The sequence below is a fragment of the Streptomyces sp. NPDC048197 genome, from assembly GCF_043202395.1.
Taxonomy (GTDB): domain Bacteria; phylum Actinomycetota; class Actinomycetes; order Streptomycetales; family Streptomycetaceae; genus Streptomyces; species Streptomyces siderophoricus.
On record NZ_JBIDAJ010000005.1, the window covers coordinates 105,813 to 128,178 of the forward strand.

Annotated in this window: 3 protein-coding genes; all 3 read right to left on the reverse strand. The window is 74.8% G+C overall.

Annotated features, from left to right (window positions below; translation table 11 throughout):
- Window positions 1-11: 11 nt before the first annotated feature.
- The 3 genes from ACGF4C_RS09305 to ACGF4C_RS09315 all read right to left on the reverse strand — a co-directional run bounded on the left by ACGF4C_RS09305 (window position 12) and on the right by ACGF4C_RS09315 (window position 21,400).
- Window positions 12-18,632, reverse strand: coding sequence for a non-ribosomal peptide synthase/polyketide synthase (locus tag ACGF4C_RS09305; protein WP_393564661.1), 18,621 nt, complete (start codon window positions 18,630-18,632; stop codon window positions 12-14).
- A gap of 146 nt (window positions 18,633-18,778) precedes the next feature.
- Window positions 18,779-20,128, reverse strand: a complete 1,350-nt coding sequence (locus ACGF4C_RS09310; protein WP_393564663.1) for a serine hydrolase domain-containing protein — start codon at window positions 20,126-20,128, stop codon at window positions 18,779-18,781.
- A 63-nt stretch (window positions 20,129-20,191) separates the two neighbouring features.
- Entirely contained in the window at window positions 20,192-21,400 is a 1,209-nt protein-coding gene (locus tag ACGF4C_RS09315; RefSeq protein WP_393564665.1) for a cytochrome P450, read from the reverse strand.
- Between the last annotated feature and the right edge of the window lie 966 nt (window positions 21,401-22,366).

The window sequence follows — 22,366 nt, forward strand, 5'->3', positions numbered from 1 at the left end:
GTCGTCGGTCCTCACCGTTCGTCGGGGTCGTGGTCGCCGCGTGCGGCGTCTTCGAGTTCGCGCAGGACGTGCTCCTCCACCAGCTCCGCGAGGGCGGCGACGGTGCGGGAGGCCAGGACGTCCCGGGGGGTCAGGGCCACGCCGAAGGTCTCGTTGGCGCGGGCGGCGATGTGCAGGCTGCGCAGGGAGTCGCCGCCGAGGGCGAAGAAGTCGTCCTCGACGCCCACGGCCGTTTCCAGGGTCTGGGCCCAGATCTCCGCGAGGACCTCTTCGGTGGGGGTGCGCGGGGCGGTGTGCTCGGTGGGCCCTTCGGGTTCCGGTTCGGGCGCGGGCAGGGCGGCGCGGTCGGTCTTGCCGTTCTCGGTGAGCGGGAAGCGCTCCAGGACGGCGAAGGCCGCGGGGACCATGTGGGCGGGCAGCGTACGCGCGGCGAACGCCCGTAGTTCCGGCCCGGTGGGGGTGTCGGCCCCGGCTGCGGCGAGCAGATGGGCCACCAGTCGCGGCTGTCCGGGCTCGTCCTCCCGCAGGGTCACCACGGCGTCCCGGACGGCCGGGTGGCGGGCGAGCGTGGCTTCGACCTCGCCCGCCTCGATGCGGTGGCCGCGCAGTTTGATCTGGTGGTCGGTGCGGCCGAGGTGGTGCAGGTCGCCGTGGGCGTCGCGGCGCACCAGGTCGCCGGTGCGGTACATCCGGGTGCCCGGCGGGCCGTAGGGGTCGGCGAGGAAGCGTGCGGCGGTCAGGCCGGGGCGGCCCAGGTAGCCGCGGGCCAGGGAGGGGCCGCTGATCCACAGTTCGCCGGGGACGCCGTCGGCGACCGGCCGGAGCCGGGCGTCGAGGACGTACACGCCGGTGGCGGGCAGCGGCCGGCCGATCGGAGGCGTACCGCCGTCGTCCCGCAGCGGATCGGACCAGGTGGCGACCACGGTGGCCTCGGTGGGCCCGTAGGAGTTGATCATCCGGTGGTGCGGGGCCCAGCGGGCGGCCAGTTCGGCGCCGCAGGTGTCCGCGCCGACGATCAGGGTGCGCAGGTCCGGCAGGGTGCCGGGGGTGTCCGGTGGCACGGTGGCGAGCGCGGCGGGCGGCAGCAGGGTGTGGGTGATGCGGGCGGTCCGCAGGACGTCGGCGAGTTGCGCGCCGAGCAGCGGGCCGGGCGGCGGTACCACCAGGCAGGCGCCGGCCGGCAGTGCCATGCACAGCTCCAGCACGGAGGCGTCGAAGCTGGGCGTGGCGAAGGCCAGTACCCGGTCGCCGGGCCGGACCTGGTAGTGCTCGGCCTCGGCGGCGGCGAAGCCGGCCAGTCCGCGGTGGGTGACGACGACGCCCTTGGGGGTGCCGGTGGAGCCGGAGGTGTAGATGACGTAGGCCGGGTCGTCGAGGTCGAGCGGGCGGGTCCGGTCCTGGTCGGTGGGCCGGTGGGACGGGGTGCCGTCCGGGCCGGCCGCCAGCAGGTCTTGGACGTCCGCGGCCCGCAGGGTGACGGCGGGTGCCGCGTCGCGCAGCATCAGGGCGATCCGCTCGTCGGGGTATCCGGGGTCGACGGGCAGGTAGGCGGCGCCCGCCTTGGCGGTGGCCAGTTGGGCGACGACCATGTCGGCCGAGCGGGGCAGCACCAGCGCGACGAGGTCGCCGGGGCCGGTTCCGCGGGCGATCAGGCGGTGTGCGACCCGGTTGGCACGGCTCTCCAACTCGGCGTAGCTGAGCTGCAGTTCGGGCTCTTCCAAGGCGGGTCGGTCCGGCCACCGGTCCACCGCGGCCTCGACCAGCGCGGCAAGGGTGGCCGGCGGTACCGCCGCGCCGTGGGGCCGTTCGGTCAGCCTGGCCCGCTCCTCCGGCGGCAGCACGTCGATCCCGTCCAGGGAGGCCGTGCCGGGCTCAGCGAGCGCGCCGAGGGTGTGCACGAGTTGTCCGGCCAGGGACCCGGCCGTGGTCTCGTCGAAGTACCGCGGGTCGTAGCCGAGTTCGACGGTCAGCCGGTCACCGGGCGACACCACCACGGTCAGCGGGTAGTTGGTGGCCTCCAGTGCGTGCAGATCGCGGATCCGCAGGCCATGCGCGGTGGCGGCCGTGGTGGTGATCGGGTAGTTCTCGAAGACGACCAGGCTGTCGAACAGCGGGGTCCCGGCGGCCAGTTCGCTCCAGTCGTGCAGGTCCGAGAGCGCGACGTGTTCATGTCCGCGGGCGTCGGCCTGGGCGGCCTGGACGCCGCGCAGCCACTTTTCCGGGGGCGTGTCGCCGGTGACGTCGAGGCGGACCGGCAGGGTGGTGATGAACAGGCCCGGGATGGCGTCGGCGCCGGGCAGGCCGGCGGGCCGGCCGGAGACCGTCGAGCCGAAGCAGACGTCCCGTTCCCCGCTCCAGCGGGAGAGCAGCAGGCCCCAGGCGCCCTGGACGACGGTGTTGAGGGTGAGGTGGTGGCGCCGGGCGAAGTCCTGGAGGGCCGCGGTGTGTTCCTCGTCGAGGTGGAGCGACAGCCAGGTGCCGGAGCGGGTGGCGGCGCCGGGGGCCGGGCGCCGGTCGTAGGGCAGCGGGGTGGGGGCGGTGAGCCCGGCCAGCGCCCGGCGCCAGTGCGCCTCGGCCGGGGCCGGGTCCTGGGCGGCGAGCCAGGCGACGTGGTCCGCGAACGGTCTGCGGTCCGGCAGGTGGGGCTCGGTACCGGCGGTGAGCGCGGCGTGGCAGGCGAAGACGTCGGCGAGCACCTGGAAGACGCTCCAGCCGTCGAGCAGGACGTGGTGGAAGGTCCACACGACCCGCACCTCGGCCGGGGCGAGCCGGATCAGCGTGAGCCGCAGCAGCGGCGCCCGGTCCAGGGCCATACCGCGGGCCCGGTCCTCGGCGAGCAGCCGTTCCAGCGCGGCCGCCCGCTCGACCGGTGGCAGCTCGCTCCAGTCCAGCTCGGTCACCGGCAGGGTGACGGCGCGGTGTACGGCCTGCAGCGGGGCGGGCGCCTCGTGCAGCAGCACCGCGGTGCGCAGGACGGGGGTGCGGTCGACGACGTGCTGCCAGGCCGCGGCCAGCCGCCGCGGGTCGCGCACGCCGTCCACGACGAAGGTGGCCTGTTCGACGTAGAGGCCCTCCTCGGGGGCGTCGAGGCCGTGGAAGACCATGCCGGTCTGGGTGGGGGTCAGCGGGTAGAGGTCGGTGATGTCCCGGCCGTTGCCGGCCAGCCGGTCGACGGTGTCCTGGTCGAGGCCGGCCAGCGGGAAGTCGGAGGGCGTGCGGCCGCCGGCGCCCGGTTCGGCGCAGTGCCGGACGATGTCCCGCAGCTCGGCGGCCATCTCCTCGGCCAGCCGGGCCACGGTGGACCGCAGGTGCCGCTCGGTCGAGTACGACCAGGTGAACTCCAGCCGTTTGTCGGTGACCCGGCCGACCACGTCGATCAGCTGGGGCCGTTCGGCCGCCGGGTCCATGCCGCCCTCCAGCGGACCGTACGGCGCGTGCAGCAGGCCGTCGCCGGCGGAGGCGTGCCAGTCCTGCTGGCCGAGGTAGTTGAAGCCGATCTGCGGGGCCTCCGGGAGGCCCGGGGCCGAGGGGCCGCGCAGGTGGCGCAGGGCGCCGTGGCCGAGGCCGTGCCGGGGCAGCGCGCGCAGGCCCTCCTTCACCGACTTCAGGGCGGTGGCGAGTCCGGCCCCGGGCGGCACGTCCAGCGCGACCGGGAACATGGTGGTGAACCAGCCGACCGTGCGGGACAGGTCGACGTCGTCGAAGATCTCCTCACGGCCGTGGCCCTCCAGCCCGACCAGCACCCGGTCGCGCCCGGTCCAGCGGGCCAGTACGCGGCCCAGGGCGCACAGCAGGACGTCGTTGATCCGGGTCCGGTAGGCGTCGGGGACGTCCTGGAGCAGCCGGCGGGTCTCCTCGGCCTCCAGGCGGACGGTCACGCTGTCCTCGGAGGCGGCGGTGTTGCGGCCGGTGCGGTCGGTGGGCAGGGCGGCGGGCGCGTGTGCCCTTGCCCAGTACGGGAGTTCGTCGTCGAAGCCGCCGGCGGCGGTGTGGTCCCGGAGCCGCTGCGCCCAGTCGCGGAAGGAGGTCGTCCGGGGCCCGAGCCCGGCCCGGTCCCCGGCGCGCACCGCGCGGTAGGCGGTGTCGAGGTCCTCCAGCAGGATGCGCCAGGACACCGCGTCCACGACCAGGTGGTGGGCGGCCAGCAACAGCACCGGGCGGGCCTCCTCGTCGTCGGACGGACGGCACAGCACGGTCTTCAGCAGCGGCCCGTGGGCCAGGTCGAAGCCGGCGCAGAGCTCACCGGACAGGGTGCGCAGTGCCGCGGCCCGGTCCTTGGGGTCCCGGCCGGGCAGGTCGCGGACCTCCAGTGCGGGCGCCGCGCCGGGGGCTTCGGTGTGCTGCCGCCACCGGCCGTCGGCGGCCGGTTCGAACCGGGAGCGCAGCGCGTCGTGGTGTTCCAGCACCGCGGCCAGCGCGGTGCGCAGCGCGGCCTCGTCGGTGTCGGCGGCGAGTTCGTAGGAGAGCGACTGGGTGAAGTGCGCCGCGGTGCCGGGCAGGGTCTCGAACAGCCAGTGCTGGACGGGGGTGAGCGGCACCTCGCCCACCACCGGGCCCCGGTCGGTGGGGGTCGCCGGGACCGGCAGTTGCCCGACGGCGGCGGCCAGGGCGGCGACTGTCTGGTGGACGAACAGGTGCCGGGGTGCCAGGTCGAGGCCGGCACGGCGGGCCGCGGAGACGATCTGGATGCTGAGGATCGAGTCGCCGCCGAGGGTGAAGTAGTTGTCCTCCACGCCGACCGTCGCCACGCCCAGCACCTGGGCCCAGATGGCGGCCAGGGTCCGTTCGGTGTCGGTGCGCGGGGCCACGTGGCCGCCGGTGGGGGCGGTCCAGTCGGGGGCGGGCAGGGCGCGCCGGTCGAGCTTGCCGGTGGTGCCCAGCGGCAGCCGGTCCAGGGGGACGACGACCGCGGGGACGAGGTGGTCGGGCAGGCGCGCGGCGAGGAAGGCGCGGACCGCGACGGGGTCGGGGCCGGTCCCGCCCCGGCCGACGGCGTAGCCGATCAGGCGCTTGTGGCCGTCGGTCTCGACGACCCGCGCGGCGGCCTCGGCCACGTCGGGGTGGCGGGTCAGCGCGGCCTCGACCTCGCCGAGTTCGATCCGGAAGCCGCGCACCTTGACCTGGTCGTCGGTCCGTCCGAGGTACACCAACTGGCCGTCGGCGTCCCGGCGTACGAGGTCGCCGGTGCGGTACATCCGGGCGCCCGTGGGGCCGTACGGGTCCGGGAGGAACCGGCGGGCGGTGAGGCCGGGCCGGGCGAAGTAGCCGCGGGCCACGCCGGTGCCGGCGAGGTAGAGCTCGCCGGGTACGCCGACGGGTACCGGTCGAAGCCGGGCGTCGAGGACGTAGGCGCGGGCGCCGCCGACGGGGCTGCCGATGGGCGGGGTGCGGTCCGGGTCCGCGGGGTCGCAGGTCCAGGCGGTGGCGTAGACGGTGGCCTCGGTGGGGCCGTAGATGTTGGCGACCGTGCAGCCGGGGACGGCCGCGCGGACGTCGCGGACGGTGCGGGCGGCGAGCCCTTCGCCGGCGAGGACCACCGTGTCCGCGGTGACGTGGACGGTGTCCTCGGCGAGCAGCCGGCCGAGGGCCGAGGGCACGGCGCTGAGCAGGCTCGCGGTCCAGGGCTCGGTGCGTTCGGCCAGCGCCAGCAGGTCCGGTACCAGGTCGATGCAGCCGCCGCAGAGCAGCGGGCAGAGCAGCTCGAAGACCGAGACGTCGAAGTTGAGCGAGGTCGAGGCGACGACGTGGGACAGTCCCCGGCTGCCGAACGCGGTGGCCGCCCAGTCGGCCAGCGCCACCACCGAGCCGTGGGTGACGACCACGCCCTTGGGGCGGCCGGTGGAGCCCGAGGTGTGGATGACGTAGGCGGGGTGGGCGGGCAGCAGGGTGCCGGCCCGTTCGGCGTCGGCGGGGTCGGTGGCGGGCTGCTCCGCCAGGCGGCCGGCCAGCGCCGGGTCGTCCAGGGCGAGGCGGACGGTGGGCCCGTCGGGCAGGCGGGCGGCGAGTTCGGAGGTGGTCAGGAGGATGTCGGGGCGGACGTCGTCGAAGAGGAAGGAGATCCGCTCGGCCGGGTACGCCGGGTCGACCGGCAGGTAGCCGGCGCCGCTCTTGAGGACGGCCAGCAGGGCCACGGGCAGGTCGGCGGTGCGCGGCAGGGCGAGGGCGACGAACCGTTCCGGGCCGGCGCCGGAGGCGATCAGCAGCCGGGCCAACCGGTTGGCCCGGGCGTTGAGTTCGCGGTAGGTGAGGCGTTCGGTGCCGGCCAGTACGGCCGGGGCGTCGGGGGTGCGGGCCGCCTGTTCCGCGAAGACCTCCGGCAGTACCCGCTGCGGCGGCGTGGCGGCCGGGGTGCCGGACCGGTCGAGGAGGCGTGCGCTCTCCTCCGCGGTGAGCAGCGGCAGGTCCGCGAGCCGACGCTCCGGGTCGGCGGCCATCTCGGTGAGCAGCACGCGCAGGCAGCCGCCGAGCCGCTCGACGGTGGCGGCGTCGAAGGCGGCCGGGTCGTAGTCCAGGGCGATGGTGAGGCGCTCGCCGGGGGCGACGACCACGCTGAGCGGGTAGCTGGTCGGCTCCAGCTCGCGTTGCTGGGCCACCCGCAGGCCGTGCCGGGCGAGGGCGTCGCGGTCGAACGGGTAGTTCTCGAAGACCACGATGCTGTCGAACAGGCCGACGCCGCCGGGGAGTTCGCTCCAGTTCTGCAGTTGGGCCAGGGAGACGAAGTCGTGCCGGCGGGACTCCGACTGGGCGTTCTGCACCTCGCGCAGCCAGTCCAGCAGCGGGCGGTCGGCGTCGATCCGCACCCGGGTCGGCAGGGTGTTGATGAACACGCCGACCATGGACTCCACGCCTGGCAGGTCGGCGGGCCGGCCGGAGACGGTGCTGCCGAAGACCACGTCGTCGGTGTTGCCGTAGCGGCCGAGCAGCAGGCCCCAGGCGCCCTGGAGCACGGTGTTCATGGTGAGGCCGGCCCGCTGCGCCGTCTCCCGCAGCCGTGCGGAGTCCGCCGCGTCCAGCGTGAGGTGCACGGTGTCCGAGGACGCGCTGCGGTGGGCCTCCAACGGCGTGCGGTCGCGGGGCAGTTCGGTGGGCGCGGTGAAGCCGGCCAGGGTGCGGCGCCAGTACTGCTCGGCGTGGGTGTCGTCCTGCTCGGCCAGCCAGCGCAGGTAGCCGGCGAACGGGGCCCGCGAGGGGACCTCGGGGCGGCGCCCGCCGGTGAGTGCGGCGTACCGCTCGAAGACCTCGTCGACGACCTGGGCCGCGCTCCAGCCGTCGAGCAGGATGTGGTGGAAGGTCCACACGAGGCGGACCTGGTCGGCGGAGAGCCTGATGAGTGTCAGCCGCATCAGGGGTGCGGTGGTGAGGTCGAGGCCGGCCGCCCGGTCCTCGGCGAGCAGGGCGGTCAGGGCCTCCTCGCACCGCTCGGCGCTCCGGCCGGTCCAGTCGTGGTGGGTGACGGGGACGGTGGCCCGGCTCTGGACGATCTGCAGCGGTTCGGGGGTCTCCTGCCACACCAGCCGGGTGCGGAGCATGGGGTTGGCGTCGGCGGTGTGCTGCCAGGCGGTGGCCAGCGCCGCGGGGTCGGTGACGCCGGTCAGCAGCAGCTGGACCTGGTTGAAGTAGGCGTCGGAGGACGGGTCCATCAGGCCGTGGAAGAGCATGCCGGCCTGCATCGGGGTCAGCGGGTAGACGTCCTCCACGGCGCGGCCGTCCGCCACGACCCGGTCCACGGCCGCCTGGTCGAGGCGGGCCAGCGGGAAGTCGGAGGGGGTGCGGCCGCCGGCGCCCGGTTCGGCGCAGTGCGCGACGATCTCGGTCAGCGCGGTGCGCATGCCCTCGGCCAGGGCGGTGACCGTCTCCTCGCGGTGCACCTCGCGGCTGTAGTGCCAGGTGAGTTCCAGGCTGCCGTCCTCGACCCGGCCCACGACGTCGAGCAGGTGCGGCCGTACGGACTCGGGTGCGGCGGCGCCGCCGAGTCCGCCGCGTACGCCGCGGATCAGCCCGCCGCCGTCGGCGGACCAGTCGAACCGGCCCAGGTAGTTGAAGCTGATCGGGGGCAGGGGCGCGGCGGCGCCCCCGGCGGTCGGCGCGAGGTGGCGCAGCGCGCCGTGGCCGAGGCCCCGGCCGGGGACGGCGCGCAGCTGCTCCTTGACCGCCTTGAGCGCCTCGGCCCAGCCGCCGGCCGGCACGTCGAGGGCGACCGGGAACAGGCTGGTGAACCAGCCCACCGTGCGGGACAGGTCGACGCCGTCGAAGAGGTGGTCCTCGCGGCCGTGACCCTCCAGGCCGAGGGCCACGGTGCGGCGGCCGGTCCAGTCGGCCAGCACCCGGCCGAGTGCGGTGAGCAGGACGTCGTTGATCTGTGTGCGGTAGGCGCCGGGCACCTTGTGCAGCAGGTCGGCGGTGTCCCGCGGGTCCAGGCGGACGGTGACCGAGCGCAGGTCGGCGACGGTGTTGCCGCCGTCGGCGTCGACCGGCAGCGGGGCCGCGCAGTGCTCGGCCACCGCGTCCCAGTGGGCACTCTCGCCACTGAATCCGCCGGCTTCGGTGTGGGCCCGCAGCCGCCGGGCCCATTCTTGTACGGAGGTGGTGCGGGCGGGCAGGCGGACCGGCTCGCCGGTGCGTGCCTGGCGGTATGCGGTCTCCAGGTCCTCCAGCAGGACCCGCCAGGAGACGCCGTCGACCACGAGGTGATGTACCGTCAGGAACAGCCGGGCCGCGCCGAGTTGTCCGCCGACGAAGAGCCGGGCGGCGAGCAGCGGACCGACCGCGAGCCGGAAGCCGCCGTCGGCTTCGGCCATGGCCGCGTCGGCCTCGGCGGTGCGTTCCTCGGCGGTGTGCCCGGTCAGGTGGTGGATCCGCAGCAGCTGCGGATCCGGCCCGTCCGGGCCGGGGCAGTACTGGTGCCAGGTGCCGTCCGGGCGCCGGTCGAAGCGGGCCCGCAGCGCGTCGTGGTGACGCCACAGCGCGTGCAGTGCCGTCTCCAGCGCCTGGGGATCGGGGTCCTCGGCCAGGTCGATGACGACGGACTGGTTGAAGTACCCGGGGCGTTGCGGGTCGGCGTCGAGGAACCAGTGCTGGATGGGGGTGAAGTCGACGTCCCCGTCGACCGGGCCGGTGCCGGTGACGGGCGCGGTGGAGCCGGTGGCGGCCGCCAGGGCCGCGACGGTCGGGTGCCGGAACACGTCCCGGGGCGTGAGGGTCAGGCCCGCCTTCCGGGCGCGCGAGACGACCTGGATGCTGAGGATCGAGTCGCCGCCCAGCGTGAAGAAGTTGTCGTGGACACCGACCCGTTCCACGCCCAGCAGGGTGCGCCAGATCCCGGCGAGGATCCGCTCGGTCCCGGTGCGGGGCGCCACGTGGTCCCCGGCATCGGCCGCGGACCGGTCGGGGGCCGGCAGCCGGCGGTGGTCGACCTTGCCGTTGGCGGTGAGCGGCAGTGCGTCCAGGGTGACGAACGCGGCCGGGACCATGTAGTCGGGCAGTTCGGCGGCGAGCGAGGCGCGCAGTTCGTCCGCCGGTGGCACGCTCGCGCCCGCGGCAGGCACGAGGTAGGCGACCAGCCGTTTGCGGCCGCCGTCCGCGGGGACGGCCACCACGGCCTCGGCGACGGCGTCGTGGCGGATGAGCCGGTCGGCGATCTCGGCCGGTTCGACGCGGAAGCCGCGGATCTTGATCTGGTCGTCGGCCCGTCCCACGAAGTGCAGTTCGCCGTCCGGGCTCCAGCGCACCAGGTCGCCGGTGCGGTACATCCGGCTGCCGGGCGGGCCGAAGGGGTCGGCGAGATAGCGTTCCGCGGTGGCGCCGGGCCGGCCGTGGTAGCCGCGGGCGAGTCCGGCCCCGGCGATGTACAGCTCGCCCGGGATGCCCGGCGGCTGGGGCTGCAGGGCGCCGTCGAGGACGTAGACCCGGGTGTTGTCCAGCGGGCGCCCGATGGGGAGGGTGGCGGGCAGCGGGTCGCCGGCCCGGAAGACCCGCCGGGTGGCGAAGGTCGTCGTCTCGGTGGGGCCGTAGCCGTCGACCACGGTGAGGTCGGGGCAGGCGGTGAGGACGCGGCGCACGGCCCCGCCCGGTACGGCCTCTCCCCCGGTCCACACCTCCCGCGCGCCGCGCAGGCAGCCGGGGTCCTCCTGGGCCAGCAGCCGGAACAGCCCGGCGGTCAGCCAGAGGCAGGTCACGCCCTGTTCGGTGATCGCCCGGCGGACCGTGGTGGCGTCCACGTCCGCGGGCGGTGCCAGGACGACCCGGCCGCCGCGCAGCAGCGGCACCCACAGCTCGTAGGTGGCGGCGTCGAAGGCCTGCGGGGAGTGCAGCAGGACCCGGTCGTGTCCGGCGAAAGCGCGGTCCGCGGCGAGCGCCACGACGTCCCGGTGGCGCACCGCGACGCCCTTGGGCCGCCCGGTGGACCCGGAGGTGAACATCAGCTGGAGCACCTGGTCCGGGTGCACCGCGGGTGCGGGCGCACCGGCCGGGACGGGGTCGGCCGACTCGCCGGTCACCAGCAGGGTGCGCCCGCCGGGTGCCACCGCCGCGGCGGTGTCCTGCCAGGCGGCGTCGGTGAGGACCAGGTCCGCGGTGCTCTCCGCCAGCACCTGCCGCAGCCGCTGCTCGGGCGCGCGGCCGTCCAGCGGGACGTACACGCCGCCGGTCCGGGCGAGCGCCAGCTGGGCGACGACCAGAGCGGCCGAGCGGTCCATGAGGACGGCAACGGGGCGCTCGGGGCGGACCCCGTGGGCGGTCAGCCGCCGGGCCAACTCCTGTGCTCGGGCGTCGAGTTGGCGGTAACTCAGGATCTCGTCGCCGGTGTCCAGGGCGGGGGCGTCGGGGGTGCGCCGGACCTGGGCGGCGAACAGCCCGGCGACGGTGTCCTCGGGAAGTGCGGTGGCGGTGTCGTTCCACTCCTCCAGCACCTGCCGGCGGCGGGCGGCGCCGAGGACCGGCAGCCGAGCGGGCGGGCGCTCGGCGTCGGCGGCCATCTCCGCCAGCAGCACGGTGAGGTACTCGGCCATCCGCTCGACCGTGGCGGCGTCGAACAGCTCCGGGTCGTAGCCGAGCCGCAGGGCCATTTCGGGGCCGGGGTAGGCGACGAGGCTGAGGGGGTAGTTGGTGGTCTCGATGCCGTCGAGCCCGGTCAGCCGCAGGCCGTGCGCGGCGGCGAGGTCGTCGCCCACGGGATAGTTCTCGAAGACCACGATGCTGTCGAACAGCGCGGTCTGCTCGGGGAGTTCGGTGAGGGCCTTGAGCCGGGCGAGCGGTACGTGGTCGAAGCGCCGGTCGTCGGTCTGGATCTCCTGCACCCGGCGCAGCCAGTCCCGCACGGTGCCGTCGGCGGGGACCGTCAGCCGGGTCGGTACGGTCGCGATGAACAGGCCGTTCATCGCCTCGACGCCGGGCAGCTCGGGCGGCCGGCCGGAGACGGTGGTGCCGAAGACGACGTCCGGCCGGCCGGTCCGGCGGGCCAGCAGCAGCGCCCAGGCGCCCTGGACGAGGGTGTTGACGGTCAGGCCGGCGCTGCGGGCCAGGTCGTCCAGGCGGCGGGAGGTGGTGGCGGGCAGGGTGACCCGTACCGCCGCGGAGGACTCCGCGCGGTGGGTCTCGGTGGGTTCGCGGTCGTAGGGCAGCGCGGTGGGTTCGGCGAGCCCGGCGAGGCGGTCCTGCCAGTGCCGTTCGGCCTCGGAGCGGTCGCGGTCGCGCAGCCAGGCGACGTAGTCGCGGAACGGCCGGCGGGCCGGCAGGCCGGTGTCGGTCGCGGTGCCGTCGTCGCCGGCGGCCGGGTCGCGCAGCAGCGCGTGGCAGCGGAAGACGTCGGACAGCACCTGGAACAGGCTCCAGCCGTCGAGTATCAGGTGGTGGAAGGACCACACGACCTGCACTTCGGTGGCGGACAGCCGGGCCAGGGTGAGGCGTTGCAGCGGGGCGGTGTCCAGGTCGATGCCGCGCCGCCGGTCCCGGTCCGTGAGGTCCCGCAGCCGCTGCTGCCGTTCGCCGTCCGTGAGGCCGCGCCAGTCCAGGTGGGTGACCGGCACCTCGGCGCGGTGTGCGACGACGAACAGCGGCTCGGACACGTCGTGCCAGACGACGTGGCCGCGCAGCACCGTGGTCCGGTCGGTCACCCGCTGCCAGGCCGCCGCCAGCGCCTGCGGGTCGGGCACGCCGTCGAGCACGAAGGTGAGCTGCTGGTGGTAGACGCTCTGGTCGTCCTGGGACAGCCGGTGGAAGAGCATGCCGGCCTGGGTGGGGGTGAGCGGGTGGATGTCCTCGACGGTCCCGCCCTGTCCCACCAGCCGGTCCACGGTGGGCTGGTCGAGGTCGGCCAGCGGGAAGTCGGACGGGGTGCGCCCGCCGGCCCCGGGCCGGGCGCCGTGCCGGGCGATCTCCTCCAGCGCCCCGGCGAACCGCCCGGCCAGCTGGGCGACGGTCTCCTCGTGATGCAGGTTCGCCGAGTAGAACCAGGTGAACTCCATGGCGTCGCCGTCGAGTTGGCCGACGACTTCCAGTGCGTGCGGCCGTGCCGCGGCCGGGTCGGCGTCCAGGGACAGTCCGCGGTGCAGGCCGCGGTAGAGGCCGCCCTCGCCGCCGGGCAGGCCGAACTGGCCCAGGTAGTTGAAGCTGAGGCCGGCGGCCGGTGCGTCGGGCAGACCGGCCGTGCCGCGCAGATGGCGGTGGACGCCGTGGCCGAGGCCGCGGCGGGGCACCCCGCGCAGCTGTTCCTTGACGGACTTGAGCACGGTGCCCCAGTCCGCGTCCGGCGCCACGGTCAGGGCGACCGGGTAGCGGGTGGTGAACCAGCCGACCGTACGGCTGAGGTCGACGTCCTCGAAGAGCTCCTCGCGGCCGTGGCCCTCCAGGTCCACCGGGGTCCGGTCGCGGCCGGTCCAGTCGCGCAGCGTCCGGCCCAGCGCGCTCAGCAGCACGTCGTTGACCTGGGTGCGGTAGGCGGCGGGGAGGGTGTGCAGCAGGACGGCGGTGGTCTTCGGGGTGAGGCGGACGGTCACCGAGCGGGCCGAGCCGTAGGTGTTGGGACCGTCGAGGTCGGTCGGCAGCGCGGGGTCACAGCCGGCGGCCAGGTCCGTCCAGTAGCCGGCCTCGTCGTCGAAGCCGCCGGAGTGCGCGTATTCGGTCAGCCGTCGCGCCCAGTGGCGCAGCGGGGTGGACTTCGGCGGCAGCGCGGGGGGCCCGCCCTTGCTGCGGGCCCGGTAGGCCTGGTCCAGGTCCGCCAGCAGCAGCCGCCAGGAGACGCCGTCGACGACCAGGTGGTGGACGGTGAGGTGGAGGACGGCGGGGCGGTGGTCCCCGCGGTCGTGCAGGACGGCGCGCAGCAGCGGGCCCCGGGCGAGGTCGAACGGGCCCAGGTGAGGTGCGTCGTCCTCGGGCCCGGTGTGCCGGTGCAGGACGAGGTGGGGCGGCTCGGCGTCGATCTGCTGCCGCCACCGGCCCTCGTGGTCGCGGTCGAAGCGCGAGCGGAGCGCGTCGTGGTGGGCGACCACGTCCCGCAGGGCCTGCTCCAGCGCCAACGGGTCGTGGTCGACGGGGAGTTCGACGGACAGCGTCTGCCCGAAGCGGCCGGCCCGCTCGGCGTCGCTCTCGAAGAGCCAGTGCTGGATCGGGGTGAGCGGGGCGTCGCCGGTGGCGGCCTCGTCGGCACGGGCCGGCCCGGCGGGGCGGCCGGCGGCGTCCAGGCACTGGGCGAGCGCGCCGACCGTCTGGTGCCGGTAGACGTCGCGCGAGGTCACGGCCAGGCCGGCCTGCCGGGCCTGGGCGACCACCTGGATGCTGAGGATCGAGTCGCCGCCCAGCGTGAAGAAGTTGTCGTCGACGCCGACCCGTTCGACCCGCAGCACCTCGGCCCAGACCGCGGCCAGCGCCCGCTCGGTGGCGGTGCGCGGCGCCACGTAGTCGGTCGTGGCCTCGGCGGACCAGTCCGGGGCGGGCAGCCGGTCGCGGTCCAGCTTGCCGTTGGGGTTGAGCGGCATCGCCGGCAGGACGACGACCGCGGCGGGCACCATGTAGTCGGGCAGCCGACGGCCGAGCGCGCGGCGGATCGCGTCCGGGTCGGCCTCGGTTCCGGGCGCCGGGACGACATAGCCGATCAGCCGCTTGTGGCCGTCGCCCTCCCGGGTGGTGGCAGCGGCCTCGGCGACGTTCTCGCAGGCCAGCAGCGCCTCCTCGACCTCGCCCAGCTCGATCCGGAAGCCCCGCACCTTGACCTGGTGGTCGGCCCGGCCCAGGTACTCCAGCTCGCCGTCGGCGGTCCACCGCGCCAGGTCGCCGGTGCGGTACATCCGGCTGCCCGGCCCGGCGAACGGGTCGGCGACGAACCGGGCGGCGGTGAGGCCGGGCCGCCGGAGGTAACCCCGGGCCAGCCCGCCGCCCCCGAGGTACAACTCGCCTGTCACGCCCGGTGGTTGGGGCCGCAGTCGGGCGTCGAGGACGTAGGCGCGGGTCCGGGCGACCGGCCGGCCGATCGGCGGGGCCTGCTCGGGGGTGCCGTCGCCGGCGAACCACGCCGTGGCGTACACGGTGGCCTCGGTCGGGCCGTAGATGTTGGCGATCTCGCAGGCCGGCATGATCCGGCGGATCTCCCGTACGGTCTGCGCGGGCAGCGCCTCGCCGGCCAGGACCACGGTGCCGGCCCGCACGGCGGCGTCCCGGGTGAGCATCCGGGACAGCACCGAGGGCACGCCGCTGATCAGCCCGGCCTGCCGCGGAGCGCCCTCGGCCGGCCCGTCGGCGAGGGCCGGCAGGTCGGGCACCACGTCGATGCTGCCGCCGGAGAGCAGCGGGCAGAGCAGTTCGAAGACCGATACGTCGAAGTTGAGCGAGGTGGAGGCCACCACGTGCGCCAGCCGCTGCGGGCCGAACCGCTCCCCCGCCCAGGCCGCCAGGTCCGCCACGCTGCGGTGGGTGACCAGCACGCCCTTGGGCCGGCCGGTCGAGCCGGAGGTGTAGATGACGTAGGCGGGGTGGCCGGGGTCCAGCGGCCGGACCCGTTCGGCGTCGGTCAGGTCGTGCGCGGGGCAGGCGGCGAGCGCGTCGGCGGTGCCAGGCTCGTCCAGTACGAGTGCCTCGGTGCCCTCGGGCAGGCAGCCGGCCGTCCCGCGGGTGGTGAGGACCACGGCCGGGCGGGCGTCGGCGAGCATGAAGCGGATGCGGTCGGCCGGGTAGCCGGGGTCCACCGGGAGGTAGCCGGCGCCCGCCTTGAGCACCGCCCACAGGACGGTGACCAGGTCGGCCGAGCGCGGCAGGGCCAGCGCCACCAGGGACTCGGGGCCGGCTCCGCGCGCGGCCAGCAGCCGCGCCAGCCGGTTGGCGCGCCGGTTCACCTCGTCGTAGCTGAGCCGGGTCTCACCGCAGACCACGGCGGTGCGGTCGGGGGTACGGGCGGTCTGCTCCTCGAAGAGCGCCGGCAGCGTCGTCTCGCGGCCGGGCGCCTGCGGGGTGTTCCAGGCGTCGAGCATGGTGCGCCGCTCGTCGTCGGTGAGCAGCGGCAGTTCGGCGACGGTCCGGTGCGGGCCGTCGGCCATGCCCTCCAGCAGGAGGTGCAGATGGCGGGCCAGCCGGGCCACGGTCGGGGCGTCGAACAGGTCGGTGTTGTACTCGACGGTCAGCCCGAACGACCCGTCGCCGCGCGGCAGGAACTCCAGCACCAGGTCGAAGCGGGCGGCCGGGCGCGGCAGTGGGTGCTCGTCGATCCGGACGCCGCCGGCCCGCCCCGGAGGCACCATGGCGGTCTGCTGGACGACGAGGACCTGCACCAACGGCGTGCGGCTGGGGTCGCGGGGCGGCGCGAGCTCCTCGACGACCCGGTCGAAGGGCACCTGGTCATGGGCGAAGGCGTCCAGCAGCGTCGCCCGCATGGTGTCCAGGAAGCGGTCGACGGTGGCGCTGCCGTCGACGTCGCTGCGCAGCACCACGGTGTTGACGAAGAAGCCGGCCACCTCCTCCAGTTCCCGGCGGTCGCGGCCGTTGGTGACGGTGCCGAAGACGATGTCCCGCTGGCCGGTGTAGCGGGAGAACAGCACCGCGGCCGCGCCGGAGAACAGGGTGAACAGGGTGGTGCCCTTGGCCCGGGCGAGCCGGGACAGGCGGTCGGTGAGGTCGGCGGGCAGCTCGTGCCGGTGTGCGGCACCCGCCGTGGTGCGCACCGGCGGCCGGGGCCGGTCGGCGGGCAGGTCGAGCTGTGGCAGGCCGGCCAGCTGCCGCTTCCAGTACGCGAGGTCGTCGGCCTGCCGCTCCGGGGCCGGCCGCCCCTGCTCCCAGAGCGCGAAGTCCGGGTACTGCAGGGCCGGTTGGGGCAGACCATCGGGGGTTCCCCCGGCCTCCGCGGCGTAGAGCGTGGCCAGTTCGCGGACCAGGAGGCCGACCGACCAGCCGTCGGTGACGATGTGGTGCTGGGCCAGGAGCAGCAGGTGCTCGTCCTCGTCCAGCCGGATCAGCAGGGCCCGGGTCAGCGGTCCCTGCTCCAGGTCGTAGGCGCGCTGCAGTTCCTCGGTGAGCAGGCGCTCGGTCTCCTCGGGGCGCCGGGCGGCGGGCAGGGTGCGCAGGTCGGCGGTGCGCAGCGGCAGGGACGCGGGGCCGTCGACCCGCTGCACCACGCGTCCGTCGACCGTCGTGAAGGTGGTGCGCAGCGCGTCGTGGCGGGCGGCGAGCCGGTCCAGGGTGCGGCCGAGCGCACCGGTGTCCAGCGGGCCGTGCAGCCGTAATCCCACGCCGGTGTGGTACTCGGTGCCGCCGGGGGTGAGGTCGTCGAGGAACCACAGGCGCTGCTGGGCGCGGGAGAGCGGCAGCTGGCCGGTGCGCGGGGCCGCGGTGACCGGTCCCGACGGGTCGTGGGTGTCCGCCGCGTCGAGGAGGGCGGCCAGCCCGGCCACCGTCCGGGCGGTGAACAGGTCGCGGACGGTCAGCCGGACGGCCCGTTCGTCCCGGATGCGGGACAGCACGCGTACGGCCACCACGGAGTCGCCCCCGAGGGCGAAGAAGTCGTCGTCGGCGCCGACGGGTCGGACGCCCAGGACGTCGGACCAGATGCCGGCGACGGTCCGCTCGGCGGACGTGCGGGGCGGGGTGTGGCCGGTGCCGTGGAGCGGGCCGGGCGCGGGCAGGGCGCGGCGGTCGACCTTGTGGTGCGCGGTGAGCGGGAGGGTGTCGAGGACGACGACGGCGGACGGGACCATATGGGCCGGCAGGGTGCGGGCGAGTGCCGTCCGCAGCGTCCCGGGCCGCGGGGGCCCGGCCGGGTCGCCGGCCGTGACGTAGCCGACCAGCCGCTGCCGTCCGGGCTCGTCCTCGCGCACCACGACGACGGCCTCGCCGACCCCGTCCTGACGCGCCAACGCCGCCTCGACCTCGCCGAGTTCGACGCGGAAGCCGCGGATCTTGACCTGGTGGTCGGTCCGCCCGAGGAACTCCAGCTCACCGTCGGGGTTCCGGCGCGCCAGGTCGCCGGTGCGGTAGAGCCTGCTGCCGGCCGGCCCGTACGGATCGGCGACGAAGCGCGCGGCGGTCAGGCCCGGACGGCCGAGGTAGCCGCGGGCCACTCCCTCGCCGCCGATGTACAGCTCGCCGGCGGCCCCGCCGGGCACCGGCCGCATCGCCTCATCGAGCAGGTGGACCTGGGTGCGGGGCAGCGGCCGGCCGATCGGCGGGGTGCCGGCGCCGACGGCCAGCGGTCCGGTCCAGGAGGCGACCACCGTGGCCTCGGTGGGGCCGTAGGAGTTGATCAGCCGGCGGCCCGCCGCCCAGCGGTCGGCCAGGTCGGCCGGGCAGGCCTCGGCCCCCACGATCAGGGTGCGCAGGTCCGGCAGCGGATTGCCGTCCGCCGGGCCGGGCAGCGTGCCGAGCGCCGCGGGCGGGATCAGCGCATGGCTGATCCGGTGGTCCCGCAGCACCTCGGCGAGTTCGTCACCCAGCCACGGGCCGTCCGGCGGGATGACCAGAGTCGCGCCCGACAGCAGGGAGATGCACAGCTCCAGGACGGCGGCGTCGAAGCTGGGCGAGGAGAACTGCAGCACCCGGTCGCCCGGTTCGACGGCGTATCGTTCCTGCGCCGCGGCGGTGAAGGCACCCAGGCCGGTGTGGGACACCACCACGCCCTTGGGAACGCCGGTCGAGCCGGAGGTGTAGATGACGTAGGCCGGGTGCCCGGGGCGCAGCGGGGTGGGCCGGTCAGTGTCCTGCGGGGCGTGCTCCGGGCCGGTCGCGCGCCGGATCCGGGCCGGGTCGTCGAGGACCACCGCCGGCGCGGCGTCGGACAGCAGCAGCTCCCGGCGTTCGGCGGGGTACGCCGGGTCGACCGGCAGGAAGGCACCGCCGGCCTTGGCCACCGCGAGTTCCGCCACGATCAGTTCGGCCGAGCGCGGCAGCACCAGCGCCACCGTGCGCTCCGGACCCACGCCCTGCGCGATCAGCTCGTGCGCGAGGCGGTTGGCCCAGGCGTCGGTCTCGCGGTAGGACCAGGTCCGCCGGCCGTCCGTCACGGCGGGCGCCTCGGGGGTGCGGGCCACCCACGCGGCGAACAGCTCGCCGAGCGGGGATTGCGGCACCGGACGGACCGGGTCGGCCCCGGGAACCTGCGAAACGGTCCGGTCCTGCGCTGGCGCGGACGCGGGTACGGAGTTCTGGGGCTGGTCCGTCATGGAGGTCAGTCCTTCGAGGCGGGGACGGAAAGGGTGCAGCGGTGCGCCGAGCGGCCCGGGTGAGCGGTCCCGGACGAGTGGGGGGTTCTACGGGCGGGTCCGGCGCACGAAGGGGGAGGCGCGCGGAGCCGCCGGGCCGGTAGCGGTCAGCCGAGGTCGGTGCGGCGGGCCATCCGGCCGGAGATCTGGAGCCGGTCGATCGCGCCGGTGTCCGGATCGCGCAGGAAGCGTCCGCCGGGCACCCGGCGGCCGGTGGCGGGGTCCACCAGGTCGCAGCTCAGGTCCGGGTGGCAGACCAGCGGGGCGGGGCTGTCGCCGTTGACGGACAGGGTCAGGGAGCCCCGTTCGCCGGCCGTGACGCGGTAGTCGACGGTGCCGTTGCGGTACGTCCCGGCACACTGGGGAAGTGCGCGGACGGGGGTGCCGTCGCGGGGACCGGGGGCGGGCGGAACGCTCACGCCGGCGATCCGGTCGAGGTCGTCGGCCAGTTCGTGCCACAGGGCGGTGCCGCTGTTGGCGTTGCTGGTGAAGGCGACGACATCGCCGCTGTCCGGTTCGGCCCGCAGGAAGCAGGAGGTGCCCTGGGCGTTGCCGTCGTGACCGCACCACTGCGGCCCGCCGTCCTGGAACAGCGCCAGACCCAGGCCCCAGGCATCCGCGAGCACCCCGGGGTGGGCGCCGGGGACGGGGCGGCGCATCTCCTCGGCGTCCTCCTCCGTGAGCACCGTACGGGGGCCGTCACCGGTCAACGCCCGCCCCAGTGCGACCAGATCGAGCGCACTGGCCAGCAGCGCGCCGGCCGGTGCCTCCACCGGTGCCAGGGTCTGCTGCACCGGGCGGACGCGGCCGGTGAGGGCGTTCGCGGAATGGCCGCGCGCCACCGGTCTGACCGTTGGGGGGCCGGTGAGGAAGGCCGGGGCGGTGCCCAGGGGTTCGAGGAGGAAGGCCCGCACCGCCTCCTGCCAGGACATGCCGGTCACCTCTTCGATCAGCCGTCCGGCGGCGACGTATCCGGCGTTGGAGTAGGAGAAGCCGCTGCCGGGCGGGCACACGGTGTCGGTGGCGTGGCCGGACAGATAGCGGGCCGGGGTCAGCGCCGCCGCGTCGTCGGAGTCGGGGCCGGTCGGGAGCCCGGCGGTGTGGCTGAGCAGCTGCCGCACGGTCATCCGCGGCAACCGCGCCAGCTCCGGTACGTACGTGCCGACGGGATCGGTCAGCGACAGATCGCCGTCGGCGACGAGCAGCATGACCACGGCCGCGGTGTAGACCTTGGTGACGGACCCCAGCGGCACCGCGGTGCCGCTGCCCACCGGCTCCTCGGTGGTGACGTCCGCGACACCGGTGTGCACCGCGTACGTCAACCCGCCCGTGTGCACCGCGAGTTGGGCTCCCGGCACCTGGTGGGCGCGGGCGAGGGTCTCCAGACGCTCCTGTAAGAGGCGTCGTATCTGCGTCGGCTGCCTGGTGGTGACCGGAGCAGGCGTGGCGTAGGGCATGAGAAAGGGAACTCCCGTAATCGGGGACAAAGGAGGGGGTGTCGCGCGGGCCCGCCGGGCGGGCTATCGCCGCTGCACCTCCACCGGCAGTCGGCGCACGCTGACGATGACGGCCGGATTCTGCAGCTCGACCTCGTCGCGACAAGGGATCGCCAGAGCGGAGAAACGATCCATCAGCTGCCGCAGCGCGATCCGGGCCTCCAGCCTGGCCAGGGGGGCACCGAAACAGAAGTGGATGCCGTGCCCGAACGTCAGGTGGGGGTTGGGGCTGCGGGTCACGTCGAAGACGTCGGGGCCGGCGAACCGGTCGGGATCGCGGTTGGCGGTGGCCAGGTTCGCCATCACCACGGAGTTCGCGGGGATGGTATGGCCGGCGAGCTCGACCTCACGGGTGGTGCGGCGGCCCAGTTCGGGGAAGGGCGGGAGCCAGCGCAGCACCTCCTCGATGGCGTCCGGCAGCCGACCGGGCTCGGCCCGCAGCAGCGCGGCGGCCTCCGGGTACTGGTCGAAGCTCACCACGGCGTTCCCGAGCAGGGCGGTCGTGGTGATGTGCCCGGCCACCAGCAGCAGGGCCACGAACCCGACGATCTCCTGGTCCGTCAGCCGGGTGCCGTTCACCTCGGCGTCCAGCAGCCGGCCGATCAATCCGTCGCCCGGGTCCTTCCGTTGCTGCCGGATGTGGTCCAGGAAGTAGCCGTTCATCTCGCGGACGGTCGGCGCGATGGCGTCCAGCGCCTGCTCCACATCGGCCATGTCCAGCGCTTCGCCGATGCCGTCCCCGGCGAAGAGGGTGGTCGCCCAGTCCTGGAACATCCCGCGGTCGCTGACCGGCACGCCCAGCAGCTCGGCGATCACGATGATCGGCAGCGGGTAGGCCAGCGCGTCCGCCAGGTCGAACCGGTCGCGGTCCGCCACGGCGTCCAGCAGTTCCCCGGTGATGGCCTCGATCCTCGGCTCCAGCCCGGCCACCACGCGCGGGGTGAACGCCTGGCTGACCAGGGTCCGCAGGGTGCGGTGCGCCGGCGGGTCCATCCCGACGAAGTTGCCCCGGCGGAAGGTCTCGAAGTCCTCCTGGGTCGGGACCAGGCCCGAGAAGTCGGAGGAGTACGTCGCCGGGTCGGCGAGCACGGCGGTCACCCCGCGGTGATCCGCCACCTGCCACAGCTTCTGGTCCTCGTCGTAGCGGACCGGACCGCCCGCCCGCCGCGCTCTCCACCGGTCGACGAGCGCGTCGAAGGCGAAGGGTGCCGCTCTCACCTGCTCGCTGGTCACCGCTTCTCCCTGAAGGCCGCACGGAAACGGGGGGCCGGGCGGGAAAAGGAGCGTTTGCCGCGCGCGGGCGGCACCCCTATCGGTCGACAGCCGGGTATGCCGCCGGATAAGCACCTTTCCGCACGGCATGAGGAAGTCGAGGAACTCACTGTCACCAACTCCAGATCCTGTCGCTGCTGCCGAGTTGTGGTTATGCATGCGCTCCGCGCCGGGCCGCCCATGGCGAAATGACCGCAGCCGGAACGGCGGTAGCGGTATTCACGATGTCACCGGCGCCACCGGCCGAATGGCGCACCGTACGCGCCCGTCAGCGGCCCGGCCCGGTGGCCGACGGGTTTATGCGGATGTGCGGGTCGGGCGGTGCCATTGGCCACCCGCGACGGCCGCATATGCGGCCGGGCGCGGACAGCCGACGAGATACCGTCCAGGCCACGCCGTGTACCCCCTCCGCCTCGATGCACACATCCGATTCGATGCGGACATCTGCGGGGTCTTTTCCCCGCTCCACGTCCCCACGAGGACGCCCGGCGGCATATGCACCATGGCCCGGCTCGCTATCACAGACCCCCCACATAAGAGCTGCTGACAACCGACGCGCACGAGACTCCCCTCAGCACGTCGCAGCCCATTACCGACGAGCCGGCGGCACCCGAAAGGAGGAACGAGAGAAGCGTACGTATTACCGACAAGTACCGTTCGGCATTCTCCGCGATCCGTGCTGCAGAAGCTTTTTGCGCCAGTTCAACTTGGCCACAGTCTCACCCCCGGTCACGCGCTAGCAACCCCCACCAAGACTAACCGAGGGTAACTTTTACCCTCATTTACTTTAACGCCGGCCGACCCCGGAGACCTCCGTTGCACATGGGACGAGCGAATCGCCCGCCCGTTCGAACGAGGCCGCAGACCGGCCGCCGCATCGGGCTTCCCCGGCGGGCCGGAAGTGTACGCGAGCACAGATCTTCACGG